The organism is Methanoregula sp. (genome assembly GCF_035543475.1).
GTDB lineage: Archaea > Halobacteriota > Methanomicrobia > Methanomicrobiales > Methanospirillaceae > Methanoregula.
This window is the reverse complement of sequence record NZ_DATKKA010000012.1, coordinates 1-18,294: the sequence shown is the minus strand read 5'-3', so window position 1 is coordinate 18,294 and position 18,294 is coordinate 1. Positions and strand designations below refer to the sequence as shown.

Annotated in this window: 16 protein-coding genes and 1 tRNA gene; 7 read left to right on the top strand and 10 right to left on the bottom strand. The window is 56.6% G+C overall.

Annotated elements, in window-relative coordinates; translation table 11 throughout:
• Positions 1-4: 4 nt before the first annotated feature.
• Genes VMS83_RS05645 through VMS83_RS05635 form a run of 3 tightly spaced genes read right to left on the bottom strand, consistent with a single transcriptional unit; the run spans position 5 to position 3,309 of the window.
• Positions 5-748 carry a hypothetical protein gene (locus VMS83_RS05645; RefSeq protein ID WP_325410713.1) on the bottom strand — a complete coding sequence of 248 codons (744 nt, stop codon included), beginning with the start codon at positions 746-748 and terminating at the stop codon, positions 5-7.
• 3 nt (positions 749-751) lie between these two features.
• Positions 752-2,263, bottom strand: coding sequence for a glutamate synthase-related protein (locus tag VMS83_RS05640; protein WP_325410711.1), 1,512 nt, complete (start codon positions 2,261-2,263; stop codon positions 752-754).
• Complete coding sequence (locus VMS83_RS05635) at positions 2,260-3,309, bottom strand: glutamine amidotransferase family protein (RefSeq protein ID WP_325410709.1); 1,050 nt, start codon at positions 3,307-3,309, stop codon at positions 2,260-2,262. Before VMS83_RS05635 ends, VMS83_RS05640 begins: the two co-directional genes overlap by 4 nt.
• A gap of 174 nt (positions 3,310-3,483) precedes the next feature.
• Here VMS83_RS05635 and glnA point away from each other — a divergent pair, with 174 nt between their 5' ends.
• The 5 genes from glnA to VMS83_RS05610 all read left to right on the top strand — a co-directional run bounded on the left by glnA (position 3,484) and on the right by VMS83_RS05610 (position 8,233).
• Positions 3,484-4,809 (top strand): type I glutamate--ammonia ligase, encoded by a 1,326-nt coding sequence (glnA, locus tag VMS83_RS05630; protein WP_325410707.1) that lies wholly within the window; start codon positions 3,484-3,486, stop codon positions 4,807-4,809.
• A 238-nt stretch (positions 4,810-5,047) separates the two neighbouring features.
• Positions 5,048-6,247: an ammonium transporter gene (locus VMS83_RS05625; RefSeq protein WP_325410705.1), complete on the top strand. Its 1,200-nt coding sequence runs from the start codon at positions 5,048-5,050 to the stop codon at positions 6,245-6,247.
• Positions 6,248-6,499: 252 nt separating this feature from the next.
• A complete protein-coding gene (locus VMS83_RS05620) occupies positions 6,500-6,670 on the top strand; it encodes a hypothetical protein (protein WP_325410703.1) in 171 nt (56 codons plus the stop codon).
• 6 nt (positions 6,671-6,676) lie between these two features.
• Positions 6,677-7,885 (top strand): ammonium transporter, encoded by a 1,209-nt coding sequence (locus VMS83_RS05615; protein ID WP_325410701.1) that lies wholly within the window; start codon positions 6,677-6,679, stop codon positions 7,883-7,885.
• Positions 7,886-7,903: 18 nt separating this feature from the next.
• Positions 7,904-8,233, top strand: coding sequence for a P-II family nitrogen regulator (locus tag VMS83_RS05610; protein WP_325410699.1), 330 nt, complete (start codon positions 7,904-7,906; stop codon positions 8,231-8,233).
• Between the two features lie 141 nt (positions 8,234-8,374).
• Here the strand turns inward: VMS83_RS05610 and VMS83_RS05605 are convergent, their stop codons facing one another.
• Complete coding sequence (locus tag VMS83_RS05605; protein ID WP_325410697.1) at positions 8,375-8,743, bottom strand: hypothetical protein; 369 nt, start codon at positions 8,741-8,743, stop codon at positions 8,375-8,377.
• Positions 8,744-8,918: 175 nt separating this feature from the next.
• On the opposite strand from VMS83_RS05605, the gene VMS83_RS05600 reads away from it, so the two are divergent.
• Positions 8,919-10,073, top strand: coding sequence for a hypothetical protein (locus tag VMS83_RS05600; protein WP_325410695.1), 1,155 nt, complete (start codon positions 8,919-8,921; stop codon positions 10,071-10,073).
• Positions 10,074-10,103: 30 nt separating this feature from the next.
• On the opposite strand, the gene VMS83_RS05595 is transcribed toward VMS83_RS05600, so the two are convergent.
• The 6 genes from VMS83_RS05595 to VMS83_RS05570 all read right to left on the bottom strand — a co-directional run bounded on the left by VMS83_RS05595 (position 10,104) and on the right by VMS83_RS05570 (position 17,192).
• Positions 10,104-11,693 (bottom strand): FMN-binding glutamate synthase family protein, encoded by a 1,590-nt coding sequence (locus tag VMS83_RS05595; protein WP_325410693.1) that lies wholly within the window; start codon positions 11,691-11,693, stop codon positions 10,104-10,106.
• 196 nt (positions 11,694-11,889) lie between these two features.
• Entirely contained in the window at positions 11,890-12,630 is a 741-nt protein-coding gene (locus tag VMS83_RS05590) for a heparan-alpha-glucosaminide N-acetyltransferase (protein ID WP_325410691.1), read from the bottom strand.
• Between the two features lie 155 nt (positions 12,631-12,785).
• Complete coding sequence (locus VMS83_RS05585) at positions 12,786-13,031, bottom strand: hypothetical protein (protein ID WP_325410689.1); 246 nt, start codon at positions 13,029-13,031, stop codon at positions 12,786-12,788.
• A gap of 107 nt (positions 13,032-13,138) precedes the next feature.
• Positions 13,139-13,223 (bottom strand) — tRNA-Leu (locus VMS83_RS05580).
• A gap of 59 nt (positions 13,224-13,282) precedes the next feature.
• Complete coding sequence (locus VMS83_RS05575) at positions 13,283-15,169, bottom strand: AMP-binding protein (protein WP_325410687.1); 1,887 nt, start codon at positions 15,167-15,169, stop codon at positions 13,283-13,285.
• Positions 15,170-15,524: 355 nt separating this feature from the next.
• A complete protein-coding gene (locus VMS83_RS05570) occupies positions 15,525-17,192 on the bottom strand; it encodes an AMP-binding protein (RefSeq protein ID WP_325410686.1) in 1,668 nt (555 codons plus the stop codon).
• Positions 17,193-17,376: 184 nt separating this feature from the next.
• Between VMS83_RS05570 and VMS83_RS05565 the strand changes: the two genes are divergently transcribed.
• Positions 17,377-17,931, top strand: coding sequence for a TATA-box-binding protein (locus tag VMS83_RS05565; RefSeq protein WP_325410684.1), 555 nt, complete (start codon positions 17,377-17,379; stop codon positions 17,929-17,931).
• Positions 17,932-18,294 lie beyond the last annotated feature (363 nt).

The window sequence follows — 18,294 nt, the reverse complement described above, 5'->3', positions numbered from 1 at the left end:
GCCATCACTCCGGAGTATACTTGCTCGCAAACGGCCGTGCGCTCACTGCCGCAATCCTTGAGTAGGACGCAGAGACGAGCGGTGCTGCATCGATCCCGAACACCTTTGCAAAATCCTCGATGATGGGCCTGATGATTGCCATCTGGTCATCGGTTGCCGGCAGCTGTTTTGCCCCAACCCCGAGGTATTTCTCGTCTATTTTTCCGCGGACGTAGATCTCGCCGCCGTGGATCCCGCTGCCCACCCCGCGTTCGGCAACCGGTGGCTGGCCGTTGAGTCCAAGGACGATCAGGAGACCCCCCGCCATGTACTCTCCCAGGAAGGCCCGGGCGGAACCCCCGACCACAACGATCGGGCGCTTCTCCATGTACTGCTTCATGTGGATGCCGCCCCGGTACCCGATATTGTCCCGGACATAGACACGCCCGCCCCGCATACTGTGGGCGGTGGCATCGCCTGCGCTCCCGTGGATGATCACCCTGCCCTGGTTCATCGTGTTGCCCGGGGCATGGTCCGCGTTGCCGTGGACGATCACCGTGGGACCGCTCATGAACATGGCAAGATCGCCTCCGGGAACACCGTTGACGGTCACCGTCACGTCATTACCCTTGAGCCCGTCTGCGATAAACCGCTGGCCGAGCACGTTGTCGATCACGATCTCTTTTACACCCTCACAGACGGCTTTCCGGATCTGCTGGTTGAGCGGCGTATAGTGGAGGTCTTTTGCATCGATCTGTAATGCCGCCATCGTTTACGCCCCCACGGACTTGACGTCCAGCACGTTGAGCAGGCCCTCATCGAGCATGTAGCCCCGGAGCCGGTCGCGGTTGCCCCGCAGGCTCTCGATACTGTTAATGCCGGCCGCACCCATCAGCTCTGCAATCTCGTCCGTCCACGCGTGGATCAGGTTGGCGACCTGCACGGCGTTTGTCTCCGGGTCAAGCCGTTTTGTGAGCTCCGGCCTCTGGGTGGCTATTCCCCAGGCACAGACGCCCCGGTTGCAGGTACCACAGACCCGGCATCCCATGGCAACCAGTGCCGAAGTGCCGATGTAGACTGCATCGGCACCCAGGCAGATGATCTTGGCAATATCGGCGCTCTGCCGGATCCCGCCGCTTGCAATGATCGAGACCTCGTTCCTTATACCCTGCTTGCGGAGTTTTGCATCTACGCTTGCGACGGCGGCTTCGACCGGGATACCCACGTGGTCACGGAAGACCCGGGGTGCAGCCCCCGTCCCGCCACGGAACCCGTCGATGACCACGGCGTCGGCGCCCGAGCGGGCAATCCCTGCTGCGATTGCGGCAGAGTTGTGCACGGCCGCGATCTTCACAAAGACCGGCTTCTTCCACTCGGTGGCCTCCTTGAGGCTGTGCACGAGCTGCTTTAAGTCCTCGATACTGTAGATATCGTGGTGGGGCGCAGGGCTGATCGCGTCGCTCCCCTCGGGAATCATCCGCGTGCAGGAGACATCGGCACAGACCTTTTCGCCGGGCAGGTGACCGCCGATCCCCGGCTTTGCGCCCTGGCCGATCTTGATCTCGATGGCTGCGCCGCGTTCAAGGTAGTTGATATCAACCCCGAACCGGCCCGAGGCAACCTGCACGATCATGTGGTCCTGGTACGGGTAGAGCGACTCGTGCAGCCCGCCTTCGCCGGTCCCCATGAAGGTGCCCATCTTCGTTACCGCTTTGGCAAGCGCGGTCTGGGCATTGAGGCTGATCGCGCCATAACTCATATGGCCGATCATGATGGGAGTTTCAATCTTGAGGTTCGGGGTAAGTTTTGTGAGAAGATCGATGTCGCCGTTGGGGTATTCCTTTACCGAGAGAGCCGCAGGCTTTTTCCCGATATAGGTCCGCAGCTCCATGGGTTCGCGGAGCGGGTCGATGGAAGGGTTGGTGACCTGGCAGGCGTCAAGCACGAGCCGGTCGAAGATCATCGGGTAGGGCAGTACGTTCCCCATCCCGGCAACGATGATCTTCCCTGTCTTTGCCTGGTTGAAGACCGCCTCGCGGATCTCGCGGGTCCAGACCGGGTGGCTCCGGTAATCCGTGGGCTTCTCGTAGATGCTGATCGCATCGCGGGGACAGAAGGCAAGGCAGCGGTGGCAGGAAACGCAGTTACGGGAATTGACGACGATTTTGTCGCCCTCCCTGCGGAAGACGCCGTACGAACAGTTCTCGATGCAGCGCCCGCAGTTCATGCATCGCTCGGTATCGAGTTCCACCTTGAACCGGAGGGGGATGCTCCCGATGCTCATGCGATGACCCTCCCGATCACAGGTTCGCCGGCTTTTGGCATGGCAACGTCCTCAATATCCGGTTCAATGCGCCGGATGGCCGCCTCCTCGCTGGAAATGTAAAGCCTGTCTCCATGTTCACCGCTGACGAGCGGCCGGAGCTTGATCCGATCGGTGAAACCGAGAAGGGTGTCTGATGTCGCCACACAGATGGCAAACGGGCCGTTCATGAGCGCCGGGCCATACGTGAGCCGGAGCGCCCGGTTGAGTTCCTGCTCCTTTGCGGGCATCGCATCGATCTCATCCCAGAACGGGGGGGCAAGGGCACGCATCGCAAGCTTTTCCGAGAGGCCGTGCCTTCGGACCAGCAGGTCGACCAGGTACGCCACGACCTCGGTATCGGTGAACATCGTGCACTCGTACCCGTAACTCTCGATGTAGCGCTGGTTGGTGCCGTACGAGGTGATCTCCCCGTTGTGGACAACGCTCCAGTCAAGGAGGTTGAAGGGATGCGCCCCGCCCCACCAGCCGGCAGTATTCGTGGGGTAGCGGTTATGGGCAAGCCAGAGGTATCCCTGGTAATCCTGGATCCGGTAGAGATCGGCGACCTGTTCAGGCCATCCCGAGGCCTTGAAAACGCCCATATTTTTTCCCGACGAGAAGATCAGGATACCTTTGCGTGCGGTGTTGACACGCATGACCAGTTGCATGACAATATCATCAGCAGTGGTGCCGGGTTTCTGTGCCCGGCTGGTATCTGGCCGGAAAAAAAAGCGCCATGGTGTGTGGACCTTTTTGATCCCGGTCTCATAGACCGGGATCGGCTCATCATGGACGATCTGCCCCCACTCCTCGAGATCTTTTACCAGAGCCGGATGATTCTCCTTTACGTTATCAAAAAAAACATGGAGTGCATAGGCATCCTTGTATTCCGGGTAAATGCCATAGGCTGCATAACCCGCCCCTTCCCCGTTCCCCCGCTCGTCCATCAGGGCAAGCGATTCCCGTATCTTACTGCCGTCCATGGACCGGCGGCGTTTGTCGATAACACCGATAATTCCACACATTGTCAATCACAGTCGGGATATCTGGTTACTCATAGAATTCCCGGGCTGGCAGCTGCCTCTTCGGGAAATTGAAACGTACAGTATTGGTACGTTCCCTGAATTGAATGTAACCATTCTCCTCAGGGAGTTAGTTAAGAAAATATAAATGTAATTGGTAGGAAAATTAATTCCGTTATGTCTGCGGATGTTTCCAAACTGCTCAAGAAGATTGAAGCGGACGATGTAAAATTCCTCCGGCTCCAGTTCACCGATGTGCCTGGCATGCCCAAGAATGCCGCAATCCCGGTCGATATGGCCGAGAAGTCCCTGACCGACGGAACATGGTTTGACGGCTCCTCCATCGAGGGTTTCACCCGGATCGAGGAATCGGATATGCTCTTAAAGGCCGACCCGGCCTCGTATGCAGTCCTGCCCTGGCGGCCCCAGGAAGGCAGGGTTGCCCGGTTCATGTGCGATGTGTACACGTACGGGAACAAGCCCTTTGAAGGCGACCCCCGCTACGTGCTCAAGAAGGTTCTGGCGGATGCCGCGAAGATGGGCTATACCTTTAACACCGGCCCGGAGCTCGAGTTCTTCCTCTTCAACCTTGTTGACGGCAAGCCGACAACTCAGTTCGCCGACCAGGGATGTTACTTTGACCTTGCCCCGAATGACAAGGCAGAAGACGTCCGCAGGGAGATTGTCCTCTCCCTCAAGAGCATGGGCCTCGAGATCGAGATGTCCCACCATGAGGTCGCGGCAAGCCAGCACGAGATTGATTTCAAGTATGCCGATGCCCTGACTACTGCTGACCGTGTCATGACCTACAAGTTCGCCACGAAGGCAATTGCCCTCAGGCACGGCCTGCATGCCTCCTTCATGGCCAAGCCCATTGCCGGTATCAACGGCAGCGGTATGCACACCCACGGCTCGCTCGCAAAGAACGGCAAGAACGCCTTCTACGATGCAAATGCCGAGAACGGCCTCTCCGACACTGCCCTCTATTATATCGGGGGTCTTCTCAAGCACGCAAAGGCTATCACCCGTGTTGCAAACCCGACCATCAACTCGTACAAACGCCTGGTACCCGGTTATGAAGCGCCCTGCTACATCTCCTGGAGCACCACCAACCGCTCGGCCCAGATCCGTATCCCGGCCGCCCGCGGCAACAGCACCCGTGCAGAATTCCGCAGCCCGGACCCGATGTGCAACCCGTACCTCACGTTCGCCTGCCTGCTCGCCGCTGGTCTCGACGGTATAAAGAACAAGATCATGCCGCCCGAGCCCACCAACACCAACATCTACCACCTCTCCGCAAAAGAGAGAAAGAAGATGAAGATCGATATGCTGCCTGGCAGCCTCGCGGAGTCCCAGGCAGAACTGGTCAAGGACAAGGTCATCTGCGAAGCACTCGGCCCGCACATCCTTGAGACCCTTGCCACGATTACTGAAGCAGAGACCGATGCATTCCGCCTCGCGGTTCACCCGTGGGAACTGGACCGGTACCTCGCTACCTACTAATCTTTAAAAATCCCAAAATTTTTCCCGCATGTCGGGACAGGCTGGACTTTTTATCCGGTAACTGCCCGTCACCCGTCTGGATCCGGGAATAAGAAAGGAGAAACGGCCGGTGTCGGCCGGTGCTGTACTGGAATGAACGTCTCACGCAGGCGTATGCATAACCTGTACCCATCCTGCTCCTGCACTCCTTTGGATCCTTCAAGGGTCACCCCACAATTAGTTACAGGAGAAAAAAGATATGGCTCTGGATACCGGTGTTACAACCTGGCTCATGGTCTCGGCGCTTCTGGTCATGCTGATGACCCCGGGTGTCGGGTTCTTTTATGGTGGACTTGTACGGAAGAAGAATTTCATCTCGATGATTGCCCTCTCGTTCCTGGTGCTTTCCCTTACGAGCATCCAGTGGATCCTTGTCGGGTACTCGCTTGCGTTTGGTTCTGATATCGGGGGATTTATCGGCAGCCTCCAGTATCTTGGGCTTGCCGGCGTGAGTGCTACTGCCACCGGCACCGCGGCCTACCCGCCGCTGGTATACGTGGCATTCCAGCTCTTCTTTGCCTCGGTTACGCTCACTATCGTGACCTCTGCAGTTGCTGAACGGATCAAGCTGACGACATTTATTGTCTTCTCCCTTATCTGGCTGACCGTGGTATACTGCCCGCTTGCCCACTGGGCATGGGGCGGTGGCTGGGCCCAGCAGATGGGCCTGATCGACTTTGCCGGCGGAACCGTGGTGGAGATTTGCTCGGGCTTTGCCGCCCTGGCCCTGGCGCTTGTCATCGGGAAACGGTCCGGTTTTGGCGAGTACTCGCTTGAACCCCACAACATCCCGATCGCGCTCCTGGGTGCGGCCCTTCTCTGGTTTGGCTGGTTCGGCTTTAACGCCGGGAGCGCACTTGCGGTGAACGGGAGTGCGGTTACGGCATTTATCAATACAAACACCGCTGCCGCTGCCGGTGCTCTTGCATGGATGTTTGCCAGCTGGTACCAGGGAAAGCCCAGCTCACTGGGTATGGTGAGCGGTGCAATCGCCGGGATGGTGGCGATCACGCCCGCGGCCGGCTTTGTGACTCCGATGGTGGCAATCCTTATCGGTGCAGTGGCCGGTGTCCTCTGCTTTGGCATGATGCTCCTGCGGATCAGTAAACAGCTTGACGAGAGCCTGGACGCATGGGCGATCCATGGCATGGGCGGTGTCTGGGGGACACTCGCCACCGGTCTCTTTGCTGCGGCAGCCGTGGCCGGCTTCTCCGGGTTTTTCGAGGGCAATGCCCACCAGCTGGTGGCAAATACGATAGGTGCCATTGCAGCCGTGGTTTATGCCTTTGTCATGACCCTGGTCATCGCATGGATCCTTGACAGGACCATGGGACTGCGGGTCACGCCCGATGAGGAATATGTCGGGCTCGATATCTGCCATCATGGCGAACGGGCCTGAAATTCATCATTTTTTTTCGTAATTACGCGAAATAATCCCTGATCGTACTGTTTTGGGATTACAGGATCCACAGGTACATGCGCAGGTACCTGTCCTGTCCGGGCGTCAAATTCGTTTTTACGACGGAAATTTTTAGTGCTGTCTCTTTTTTGGTGTTGCCCACGGAGGGGAAGTATAGTAATATTTATAAGTCTAGGAATAGAACTTCCTTCCTACAATCTTAGCAATCATTACGAAAGGTGAGGTCTTCCCATGATACAGGAACCGCAGATTGCAAGGGTGATACCGGACTTTCTTCCCGGATCTGTCACCGGCGTTCTGCCGGAGACCTGTATCCGGGAGAAGTTCCCCGGCAGCCACGTGACCGGAGAGTTCTATGGTTCGTGGCGTGCTACATCTGTCTCATTACAGGTAATCAGGTGAATAAACATGGCTTTGGATTCTGGAGCAATTGCATGGGTGCTCGCCTCAACGGCGCTTGTCATGATCATGACGCCGGGAGTCGGGTTCTTCTATGGCGGTCTTGTACGTAAGAAAAACTTCATCGACATGATCACGCTCTCCTTTGTGGCCTTTGCCCTCGTGAGCATCCAGTGGGTGCTCTTTGGGTATTCGCTCGCATTTGGCCCGGATGTTGCGGGATTTGTCGGGAACCTGAGTAACTTAGGCCTGAATGGCGTGAGCATGACCGACCCCGGCCCGTACAGCACGGTGGTCCCGGGAATGCTGTACATGGTCTTCCAGCTCGTCTTTGCCACGGTCACGATGGCGATCGTCACTTCAGGGTTTGCCGAGCGTATCAAGTTCAGCTCGTACCTGATCTTTGCCCTGATATGGACGACAATCGTATACGACCCGCTCGCCCACTGGGTGTGGGGTGGCGGCTGGACTTCCCAGTTCGGCTCGATCGATTTCGCGGGGGGCACGGTGGTCCACATCAGCTCGGGTTTTGCCGCGCTGGCCCTGGCGCTTGTCATAGGAAAACGCGTAGGTTATGGCAAGTACTCGATGGAACCCGCAAACATCCCGTGGTCGATCCTCGGTGCGGTTCTGCTGTGGTTCGGCTGGTTCGGGTTTAACGCGGGCAGTGCGGTGGCCGCAAACGGCCTTGCCGTGAACGCCTTTGTGACCACCAACACCGCAACGGCAGTTGCGGCCATGGCATGGCTGCTTGTCTCCTGGGCCCATGGTGGCAAACCAAGTTCGCTTGGGTTTATCTCGGGTGCAGTGGCCGGCCTGGTTGCGATCACGCCTGCCGCCGGTTACGTTACACCGATGGCATCCATCGCGATCGGTGCAGTTGCCGGTGTGATGTGCTACTTCATCATGCTCTGGCGGCAGAGCAAAGGTGTCGATGAGAGCCTGGATGCGTGGGCTGTCCATGGTATGGGCGGCCTCTGGGGTGCGATTGCCACCGGTATCTTCGCATCTGCAGCAGTGAACGGCGCCTCCGGTCTTATCGAGGGCAATGTCCACCAGTTCATCGCACAGATTGTTGGTGCCGGGTCAGCAGTCATCTATGCGTTCGTAGTCACGTACATCCTTGCAGTCATCGTGGACAAAACGATTGGCCTGCGTGTGACCGAGGAAGAAGAATATGTCGGGCTCGATATCTCCCAGCATGGAGAGAGGGCCTGAAGGATTCGGGTGTTCATCATGAAAATGATCTCAGCAATCATCAAACCGGAACGGTTCGAGTTCGTGAAAAAAGCGCTTGAAGAAAAAGGCTATGTCAGCATGACCATCACCGAGGTCAAGGGAAGGGGCGAACAGAAAGGGATCTCGCTCGAGTACCGTGGCGGCAAGATGACCGTCGATCTCCTGCCCAAGGTCAAACTCGAGATCGTTGTCCGCGACAAGGATCTCGAAGATGTGATTGCAACCCTTACCGGTGCAGCCCGGACCGGAAAGATCGGTGATGGAAAGATCTTTGTCCTGCCGGTCGAGAAATCCATACGGATCAGGACCGGTGATATCGAGTCGTAGCCAGGGAAGATCAGCACACGAGTACCGTCCAACCACAACAACTACAGCACAATAAACCAGAAAAGCGGGACCTTCTCCCCGCTTTTTCTTATCCTTTTTGTTACGCACCGCCCCGGTTTTCAGGTACTGCGGCCCGTTAATTCACTCGTTTTCGTTTAAGAGTGCACGCAGTTTTCTCTCGATATGGGGTGAAATGTGGAAATGCCCCGGCAGGGTAAATGCCCCGGTATCAAATCTCTGTGCGTGTTCCATATCGTCATCCGATATACCCAACCTCTGGTGGTCGACGATCTCGTGGAAAAAGATCTTCCCGGCCCCGGGAATGATCCGGCAGAGGCAGAGGTGTTCAGACTCCCCTGTACGGATGTAATAAAAAGATCGGCCAATCATCGAGGCGCGGTATTCCTGGATCTGTTCAAGGAGCACTTCGTACTCCGGCGCTGACCCGTCCGCGGTTGCATATCGCGGCAGCGGGTCTGCCCCCGAGGATGGTTTCCTCGCATCTGTCATTGATGGCTACCCCCTCCCCCGTTAATCCCCCGGTGCCCGGGCATCGGGTAATAAGGTGGAAATATATTGCCTTCATATATATACTTAGCCCGGCCGGATTTCCATTCGTTACAGTCAACACGCCCGGTCGCATATTGTTATTTAGCCAACCGGTGAGAAACTAAGGTATTCTATCATGATCCCGTGGCTGAACTCAAATTTTAAAAATTTTAAACCCACTGCGGCCATAGCGCTCAACGCCACGCGCCACATGAACACAATAGAGCGCAAAAAACTGTTCTCTCCCGATATCGAGCCCATGCGGACTGCCGAAGGCCGCTGGTTCGAGGCAATCGTGTACGAGATGTTCCTTGAGATCTCCCAGAAATCCCAGAAGATCAAGTACCTCGCCCGCAAGGGGGCCGATGCACCGCATGCGGGTGCCCAGGCTTACCTGGGCCAGAACGGGATCTTCTACTCCAAGTACGGGGACATCACGTTCCGCGGGAACGGGCAGGACCTTGCTGAATTCGACCTCATCCTGGTCGATTCAGAGGATCATGTCGCATTCGGTGAAGTGGTCACCTCCCCGGCGGACCTCAAGGAGTTTGAAGTCGAGATTGCCTTTAAAAAGCGGCTGCTCGGTTACCTGTACGGCCAGGAGCATGTCTCGTTCCTCCTCGTCTCCTCGTTTGATATCTCCAACTATTCTGTCGTAAAAAGGCTTGCAAAAGACCCGGACAACGCGATCATCCATACGAGCTCCTGCGAGCAGATCAAGTCGCTGGTGAAGCATTACCGCCCCCGGATCCTGTATACAAAACCCGACCGCCATCCCAAGCTGATCCGGGCTACGGACATCCCCCTCAGGCACCCGATTGATTACCGGAAGTGCCATGATGAGTTCCGGAACCGGATCTTCACCGATATTACCAAGGGCCGACCAATAAAGGATCTCGCACCATCTACCGATTCAGAGGCTCTCGTAAAGAAGATCCTCTACGGGGCGCTGTATCCCCGTGCGATCAAAGCGGTCTGCGAGCAATATGGCCTCGTAGTCAGGGGCCGCCGCGTGGAATGCAGCGAATTCTTCCGGTATTTTTCCAAGGCGATTATTGCCACCGACCTTCCCGGTTTTGAGCTGATCATTTACCTCAGGTCCCGCGAGAAGAAGGAGTATCTCAAGATGGTGCAGACCCGGGAGGGCCACTTCCGGTTTGAGCGGCCGACTCCCTCGAGGGTGGGCTTTTTCCTCTGGATCGAATCGCTCGAGCCAACGCTCGGGACCCATATCTCCCTTGAGATCCTCAAAACATTCAGTGTAAAAGAGCCCCCGAAAAAGCAGGGATAGGGGGCCTGCAGCGCCCAGGATTTTCAGGTGTCAGTCCAGCAGGGCGGCCATGGCCTCATCGAACCGTGCTTCCATCACATACGGGATGCCTGAGATACCTGCGGCCTCTGTCGTCAGCGCCATCAGGTCGCCGCGGGTGATGGTGGAGAGCCGGAAGTTGCGGCTGCCTGCCATAAGCTGCTGCAGCCCGGTCCTGAATTTCTGCGTGTACGTGTAGATGCCCACTGCACCCATCGGGATCTCCTTGATCCGCGTTCCGTATTTTTCCCTGAGTTCCTCGTAGCAGACAAAGATCTCATCAATGGTGCTGCCGTACTTCGACACCGACTTGGGGAGATCGCCGGCCTGCAGCCATTTTTCAATGTTTTTGCCAACCATCCCCGGGATCATCAGGCCGCGTCCCATGCAGACGGCCCTGAAATACGGGCTGCCCAGGGCGAGCGCCTTGAAGACACCGGGCTCGTCCGAGAATCCCCCGGCCATGGCGAGATCGGGCACCCGCATACCCTTCTTCTCCAGCTCGCGGGAGAACCGGTAGGCAAGCGACTGGAGGTAGAAGGTGGGGATTCCCCATTCGTTCATCATCGGCCACGGGCTCATGCCGGTCCCTCCGGGAGCCCCGTCGATGGTCAGGAGATCGAGGCCTGCCTCGGAGGCGTAGCGCAGCGCCATGGCGAGTTCGACCATGGAGTACGCCCCGGTCTTGAGCGTGATACGCTTGAACCCGATGTCCCGGAGCCGGTCGATCTCGTCAAGGAACCCTTCCTTGGTGATAAACCCGAGGCGCGAGTGGCGTTCGAACTCCTTTATGGCGCCGGCCTTAAATGCCGCCTGCACCTCCTTTACGGTCGGGTCGGGAAGAACGATATATCCCCGGTTTTTGAGTTCGATGGCCCGCTCGAGGGACGTGACCTTGATCTCTCCCCCGATAGACTTGGCCCCCTGGCCCCACTTGATCTCGATCGTTTCCAGGTTGTGTTTGGAAGATACGTATTCGGCGGTTCCGATTCTCGTGTCTTCCACGTTCATCTGGACCAGCATTTCGCCATAGTCCCCGCGGAACTTCCGGTAGATCTCTATGCGCCGGTCCATCTCGGGGGATTCGATCACCTTTCCTTTTGCGTCCAGCTTCAGGCCCGGGTCAACACCGCAGACATTCTCACCGCAGACAATGGTAATGCCGGATATTGCAGCACCTACGGCAAAGTGTTCCCAGTTGACCTGTGCAATCTCCGTAGAGCCGAGCGCCCCGGTAAAAATCGGGATGCTCATCTTCACCTTCTTCTCCCGCCCGTACTCGGTTATCGTATCCGCCATGGAGAAGACTGCGGTGTCTGAATTGGCATCCGTACCTTCGGGTAACCCTTTCGCCCCGACCGCATATCCCTGGATGTTGAGATGGGAATAGTCAACCGGGTAGTTCTTGTCGGCGCCCGTCGTCATCCCGCCAAACGGGCCGGGGTAGAGAACCTCCCTGCCGCGGAATGACGAGAGCCAGATCTCGCAACTGCCTTTACATCCGTCCATGCACCGGGTACAGATCCCCGAGCAGGGAACCACATTCCGCGATCGGTTGACGGTACTGGTTGCTTCGTTTGCATTGGGTTGTCGTAAGTTCATGATAGTTCACCACCTTCCGTTGCAGGCTCTGTCCGGCGGGTAATCGTATCGGTCGGAATGGCACCGGCCCATCCTTTTCTGGAGTCTTGCCGGAATGGCCGGATCTCCCGATAAGGGGAAGTTTCCTATAGCGGGATATAAATGATTGTATCCGGTAACTGGCAGTACCCAAAAACAGCCGGGATCCCCGGGACCGTTACAGGACAGGAGCACCGGTGACCAGGTACAGGATAAGGAGGATCACCGGCTGGTGGACGAGGTAGATCACCAGCGAGTGCCGGCCGAGAAAGGAAAGCGGTGTTTCAGCAATAGGCGGAAGCCGCGGTACCACCCATCTCCGTTCTCCCCGGGGATATGCATATTCACCGATAGCAAGCCCGATCAGCACGACTCCCATCCATGGGAAGATGGGCGTATAATCAACGCTCACAAACGTGAGCGGATGGATGCCAAAGACAAGAAGTGCCATCGGCCCAGGGACAGCGGCAAGGATCCACCCGATGACAATAAAGAGGATCCCGATCACCGCGTTCCCGGTGCGGAACCGGAAAAAGAGCGGTGAGAGCATGACCGAGATCCCGATGAGGTGGAGAATACCGAAAATCACGTAGCCTTCCTGAAGGTACCACCAGGTGGCAACGGTCACCAGAAGCCCGCAGCAGAAGATCCCCCCGCCCCGGAGAAGGAACTTCTGCACGAGGGCCCGGCCCTGGATTTTCCTGAGCGCCCGGGCGTGGCTGACAGAGAGCGACACCCCGACGATAAGCAGGAAAAGGGTAGCAGTGGCATAGGCAAAGTACCGCCAGAACCCCTCCGACACATCGATCGGGGCGATACGGAAGAACGCGAGATCGAAGAGGGTATGAAAAAGGATCATCATCAGGATGGCGATACCCCGCAAGATGTCAATCTCGGGGTACCGTGCCGGACCGCTCATGGGTACAGGTACATTCGATGGCGGGCGCTGATATGTGTTTGGAAAGATCGCGTTCCGGCAGGGACGGGGGACAATACCTTCTGTTAGGGCAGGACCCCGGGTACTTCCCTGCCATCAGCCCGGACTGCCCGGGAAGGAAGATCGGGCGGGTGCATCTATCCGCTGGTGTTTTCACCGCGTTTCAGGATTATGGAGTACACAAAAAGTTCGATCAGGTACACCATCACACCGACGCCAATAAAGACCCAGCCGTGTGCTTTCTCACCGATAAACCCGAATGCAATCAGGGAGTCCCCGAGAATAACGTTGAATATTCCAATGATGATTAGCGCCCCCGGTACACCAAAAACAATTGCCAGGAGCAGGGAACGGACAAGGCTGTCCTTACCGGTAAGCTTCATGATGGATACCGGTATCGTGGGATAATAATAAAAGCAATCCCCGGCGATTTACAGGCCCGGATCTTTTCAGAAACCATTAAAGAAGAGATTTGACCCTGCGTGGGTAATGCGAGGGATGGGATTCGAACCCAAGAACTCCTGCGAGACCAGGCCCTGAACCTGGCGCCGTTGACCTGGCTTGGCTACCCTCGCGCCTGTATAGATTATGTTCCCGGTTTAATAAAGGTAAGGGGAAATGGTAAGGGCAGATTTTATGCCTTCTTCCCGTTGTTGTTTTCGCTCTGGTACTTCTTCAGTTCGCGTTCACGCAGTTCGTTTCTCCGGATCTTACCGGAAATGGTCTTGGGCAGCGAGTCCACGAACTCGATGGCACGCGGGTACTTGTACGGTGCGGTGACCTTCTTGACATGGTTCTGGATCTCCCGTACGAGTGCCTCCGATGGGGCAAAACCCGGTTTCAGGATAATAAATGCCTTGACAATAAGCCCGCGGATCTCGTCGGGCGAACCGACCACGGCCGCTTCCTGTACTGAGGGATGTTCGATGAGTGCACTCTCCACTTCGAAAGGCCCGATCCGGTACCCTGATGCCTTGATCACATCGTCGTCACGCCCGATGAACCAGAGGTACCCGTCCTCGTCGCGATATGCCTTGTCGCCGGTATAGTACCAGTCGCCGACAAAGGACTTTTTGTTTTCCTCGGGGTTGTTTAAGTATTCCCGGAACATGCCCACCGGCCGCGGGTTGACCCTGATCGCGATCTTTCCTTCCTGATGGACTGCGACTTCCTTCCCGTTGTCATCGTGCAGCTCAATATGCCACCCGGGGGAGGGTTTCCCCATGGACCCGAACTTGGGGGTCATACCGGGGAACGTGCCCACGCAGAGCACCGTCTCGGTCTGGCCGTACCCCTCGTAGATGGTCAGGCCGGTGGCGTCTTTCCAGGCCTTGATCACTTCGGGATTGAGGGGTTCTCCCGCACTCACGCAGTGCCGGAGCTCGGTAAAATCGAACTTGTCGAGGTCGGCAAGGATCAGCATCCGGTAGATTGTCGGCGGGCAGCAGAAGGTGTTGATGCCATACTTCTCGATCAGCGGGAGGAGCTCGGTGGCATTGAATTTCCCGCGGATATCATAGACAAAGATCGCGGCTCCCTCGATCCACTGCCCGTAGAACTTGCCCCAGGCGCTCTTGGCCCACCCGGTGTCGGAGTTCGTGAAGTGAAGGTCGTTTGAACGGACATCGTGCCAGAACCGGACCGTGACGATATGCCCCAGCGGGTAACTCTGGTCGTGGAGCACCATCTTGGGCTCCCCGGTTGTACCGGAGGTAAAGAAGATCACGAGCGGGTCGGTGCTCCGGGTCTTTTTTGCCCCCGGTATGTTTACGAGCTTTGCAGAGACCGGCGCCGGGTAGTCCATCTCAACCGGGTAACTGATCCAGCCGTCGCGCTTGCCATCGACCAGCATCTTGCAGGTGAGCGAGGGGCACTCATTTGCGATTTCATCGATCTTGTCGGCGTGCTCCACGCTCGTGATCACCATCTTGATATCGGCGAGGTTAATCCGGTATTTCAGGTCTTTTGGGGTGAGCATGGTGGGGGCCGGGCAGTATACTGCACCACGCTTGATCAAAGCGATGGTAAACGTCCACCATTCCGGTACCCGCGGGAGCATGATCAGGGCCCGCTCTCCCTTGTTGAGCCCGTACTTGATCAGCATGTTCACGATCTGGTTGGACATTCTCTTTAAGTCCCAGAACGTGAATTTCTTCTCCTCGCCTTTCTGGTTCACCCAGATCATGGCGAGTTTGTTCCGGTCGCGGTCCGCCCATGCATCGATCACATCGAACCCGAAGTTAAAATATTCCGGGACATCGATCCGGAAATTGCGGTAGGTCTCTTCGTAATCGCCGATATTGTGATGCTCGGCAGAATATACCGGGCTGACGAACGGAAGAATTGGTGTACCTGCCACAGGTGCACCACCGGTACCTGCACCTGGCGCTGTACTGGTACCCGCCATCCGGTCTGAACAGGCTTCACTGATCCAGTCCGAGCGTGAAATCTTTCGTTGTTCGCATGCCTTATCGATACGGGTAGCCAGGGTATCGTCCATGGATATTGAATACCGCACCATACCAGTGCTGTTTGTTGGTGCACTTTATCAGGGTTTTGCTTTTTGGTGCACCAGCATTTGTCTGAAAGGGAAAACCCTGCGATCCAGGGAAATCGAGATTTCCTGGTATCAGCACGGTAGTATTCGTGAATCCCCGTTCTTTCGTTGCATCTGGTAAAATTTCGGTATTCCCGGAAAAACGTGAGGGTCTTTCCGGTACGTGCCGGAAAATTCTGGTGCATGCCCCGGCCGGGTTCAGGTGCACCGGATCAGGCTATCAGTTTTTGTTACCGGCATTTCCGATGCACTGATGGATCTCTTCGACCGGCAATGGTTACGCTAAAGAAAAAACTACGGGGGAACTGCTCTCTCCCGCTTACCGGAACTCCCGGTACTTTCGCAGTTCCCGCTCGCGGAGTTCCGCCCGCCGGATCTTGCCGGAATGGGTCTTGGGGAGCTCTGTTACAAACTCGATGGCCCGGGGATACTTGTACGGGGCCGTGGTCTTTTTTACGTAATTCTTGATCTCCTTGATGAGGGTCTCCGAGGGGTCGTATCCCGTGTTAAGGACCACAAATGCCTTCACGATCAGCCCCCGGATCCGGTCCGGTGCACCAATCACCGCGGCCTCCTGTACTGCCGGGTGTTCGAGAAGCGCACTCTCCACCTCAAAGGGCCCGATCCGGTAGCCTGACGACTTGATCACGTCATCATCCCGGCCCACGAACCAGAAGAACCCGTCCTCATCCTTGTATACCTTGTCGCCCGTGTAGTACCAGCCGTTCACAAACGACTTCTTGTTCTCCTCGGGATTGTCCAGGTACTCCACAAAGAGCCCCGCAGGAGGCGGGGTGCAGGAGATCGCGATCCTGCCTTCCTCCCGGACCCCGGCCGGCCGGCCCTCTTCATCATGGATCTCCACGTTCCAGCCGGGCGAGGGCTTGCCCATGGAGCCGGGCCGGACCTCAAGGCACGGGAACTCGGCCACGCAGCAGCAGGTTTCGCTCTGGCCGTAGCCCTCCCGGATATCAAGGCCGGTCCCTTCCTTCCAGACCCGGATCACCTCGGGATTGAGGGGCTCGCCGGCACTGGTGCAGTGCCGCAGGGAAGAGAGGTCGAACCTGTCGAGATCGGCAAGGATCAGCATCCGGTAGATGGTCGGCGGGGCGCAGAACGTCGTGATCTGGTATCTCTCAAGAAGAGGCAGGATCTCCGTTGCGTTAAACTTCCCGGTAAAGTTATAGACAAAGATACAGGCGCCTTCTATCCACTGGCCAAAGATCTTCCCCCACCCGCACTTGGCCCAGCCGGTATCGGTGACCGTGAAGTGGAGGTCATTGTGCCGGAGGTCCTGCCAGAACCGTGCGGTGACGATCTGGCCGAGAGGGTGACCGTGGTTATGGAGCACCATCTTGGGCTCCCCCACCGTGCCGGAGGTAAAATAGATCAGCATCGGGTCGGTGCTTTTGGTCCTCTGGTCGTCCGGTATGCTCGGGGTATGGTGCGAGACCGGCGCCGGGTACAGCAGCTCGTAGGGCCAGCTCGCCCAGCCCTTGCGCTCCGCGTCAACAAGGAACCGGCAGGCAAGGGTGGGGCATTCGTTGCAGATCTCTTCAACTTTTTCCGCGTTCCCGAGATCGGTGATCACCATCCGGAACTTCCCCTTGTTCACCCGGTATTTGATATCCCGGGGGGTGAGCATGGTCGGGCAGGGGCAGACGACCGCCCCCAGCTTGATGAGCGCAACGACAAAGATCCACCACTCGGGGATCCGGGGCAGCATGATCAGGACCCGGTCGCCCTTGTTGATCCCGTACTTCAGGAGAACATTTGCAGCCTGGTTGGAGAGGTTGGACATGTTGAGAAAACTGAATTTTTTCTCAACACCATTCTGGTCAGCCCAGATCATGGCAAGCTTGTTCCTGTCCTTCTTTGCCCAGGCATCCACGACATCAAAACCGAAGTTAAAATGTTCGGGGACCTCGGTTGAGAATGCTGCCTTGACCTGGTCGTAATTTTCCATGTTGTGCTGGTCTTCGCCCATAAAAATCAGCCTGGATGCGTGCGGGAATATTGACGGTGTTCCCATTTCAATCTGTCTTTCAGGCGTTGCCGCCGGCATTTTGGTTGTTCATACCCATTTTCCCCAGCCCGTCTCCGTCAGAGATGGCAGGGACATAAAGATTCTCCATTAGTATTATGATTCGACAGACTGCATAGTATACAGGATGGCTGACAAACGGTACGATTCATTGAAAATTGAGAATGTCGTGGCTTCAGGGGTCATCGCCGAATCCATCGACCTCAACGAGGTCTCTGCCAAGATCAAGAGCTGCGAACTCAATACCAAACGGTTCCCCGGGGCGGTATACCGGATTGAGAACCCGAAGATCGCATCCCTGATTTTTTCCTCGGGTAAAGTGGTGCTCACCGGTATCCGCGATGACAAGGCGCTGAAAGACGGCCTTGCCATCATTATCAAATCCCTCAAGGAAGCGGGCGTCGAGACGCTGGATAAACCCCGTGTTGCAATCACCAATATCGTATGTTCCTATGACATCGGTAAGTACATCAACCTCAACAAGGTCGTTGTCACCCTCAATCTCGAAAATATCGAATACGAACCCGAGCAGTTCCCGGGCCTTGTGTACCGGATCAAGGACCCCAAGATTGTTGCTCTCCTTTTTTCCTCGGGAAAGATCATCTTAACCGGCGGGAAAAATCTCGACGATATCAAAAAGGGCCTCGATTTCCTGGAACAGAAACTCGAAAGTATTATGTAACTGCCGGGACCGTCCCTACCCCCGATCTTTTTTGACATTTCTGCAAAAATTCTTAGCCATCGCCGGCAACCGCATCTGGTCAGATTCTCCTCAAGATCTCCCGCGAAAAATCTGATCCTGAATGGGGGGATCCGCGGCGATCTGCATCTCATCCTGCCAGGTACTGTGATAGTACCCCTCCAGGACAGAGGGAAGGTCTACAATCCGGACCTCCCTTATATGTGTGGAAACAGGGCCGGAGCCATGGTCTGCCGGGATCTTTTCTCCGACGGAGGGTGGGAACGTGTGGATCCCTGTAGGGAAGGTTCCAGTGGAAGGGGTGCCAATCCACTCCACGAATATGCTTTTAAATCGTTATTTTGG

Excerpts from the sequence above, each read along its gene's own strand:
- VMS83_RS05600 (WP_325410695.1), top strand. The coding sequence starts at position 8,919 with ATGATCCCGTGGCTGAACTCAAATTTTAAAAATTTTAAACCCACTGCG.
- VMS83_RS05645 (WP_325410713.1), bottom strand. The coding sequence starts at position 748 with ATGGCGGCATTACAGATCGATGCAAAAGACCTCCACTATACGCCGCTC.
- VMS83_RS05575 (WP_325410687.1), bottom strand. The coding sequence starts at position 15,169 with ATGGTGCGGTATTCAATATCCATGGACGATACCCTGGCTACCCGTATC.
- VMS83_RS05640 (WP_325410711.1), bottom strand. The coding sequence starts at position 2,263 with ATGAGCATCGGGAGCATCCCCCTCCGGTTCAAGGTGGAACTCGATACC.
- VMS83_RS05610 (WP_325410699.1), top strand. The coding sequence starts at position 7,904 with ATGAAAATGATCTCAGCAATCATCAAACCGGAACGGTTCGAGTTCGTG.
- VMS83_RS05620 (WP_325410703.1), top strand. The coding sequence starts at position 6,500 with ATGATACAGGAACCGCAGATTGCAAGGGTGATACCGGACTTTCTTCCC.
- VMS83_RS05570 (WP_325410686.1), bottom strand. The coding sequence starts at position 17,192 with ATGGGCGAAGACCAGCACAACATGGAAAATTACGACCAGGTCAAGGCA.
- VMS83_RS05595 (WP_325410693.1), bottom strand. The coding sequence starts at position 11,693 with ATGAACTTACGACAACCCAATGCAAACGAAGCAACCAGTACCGTCAAC.
- VMS83_RS05585 (WP_325410689.1), bottom strand. The coding sequence starts at position 13,031 with ATGAAGCTTACCGGTAAGGACAGCCTTGTCCGTTCCCTGCTCCTGGCA.
- VMS83_RS05625 (WP_325410705.1), top strand. The coding sequence starts at position 5,048 with ATGGCTCTGGATACCGGTGTTACAACCTGGCTCATGGTCTCGGCGCTT.
- VMS83_RS05605 (WP_325410697.1), bottom strand. The coding sequence starts at position 8,743 with ATGACAGATGCGAGGAAACCATCCTCGGGGGCAGACCCGCTGCCGCGA.
- VMS83_RS05565 (WP_325410684.1), top strand. The coding sequence starts at position 17,377 with ATGGCTGACAAACGGTACGATTCATTGAAAATTGAGAATGTCGTGGCT.
- glnA (WP_325410707.1), top strand. The coding sequence starts at position 3,484 with ATGTCTGCGGATGTTTCCAAACTGCTCAAGAAGATTGAAGCGGACGAT.
- VMS83_RS05615 (WP_325410701.1), top strand. The coding sequence starts at position 6,677 with ATGGCTTTGGATTCTGGAGCAATTGCATGGGTGCTCGCCTCAACGGCG.
- VMS83_RS05635 (WP_325410709.1), bottom strand. The coding sequence starts at position 3,309 with ATGTGTGGAATTATCGGTGTTATCGACAAACGCCGCCGGTCCATGGAC.
- VMS83_RS05590 (WP_325410691.1), bottom strand. The coding sequence starts at position 12,630 with ATGAGCGGTCCGGCACGGTACCCCGAGATTGACATCTTGCGGGGTATC.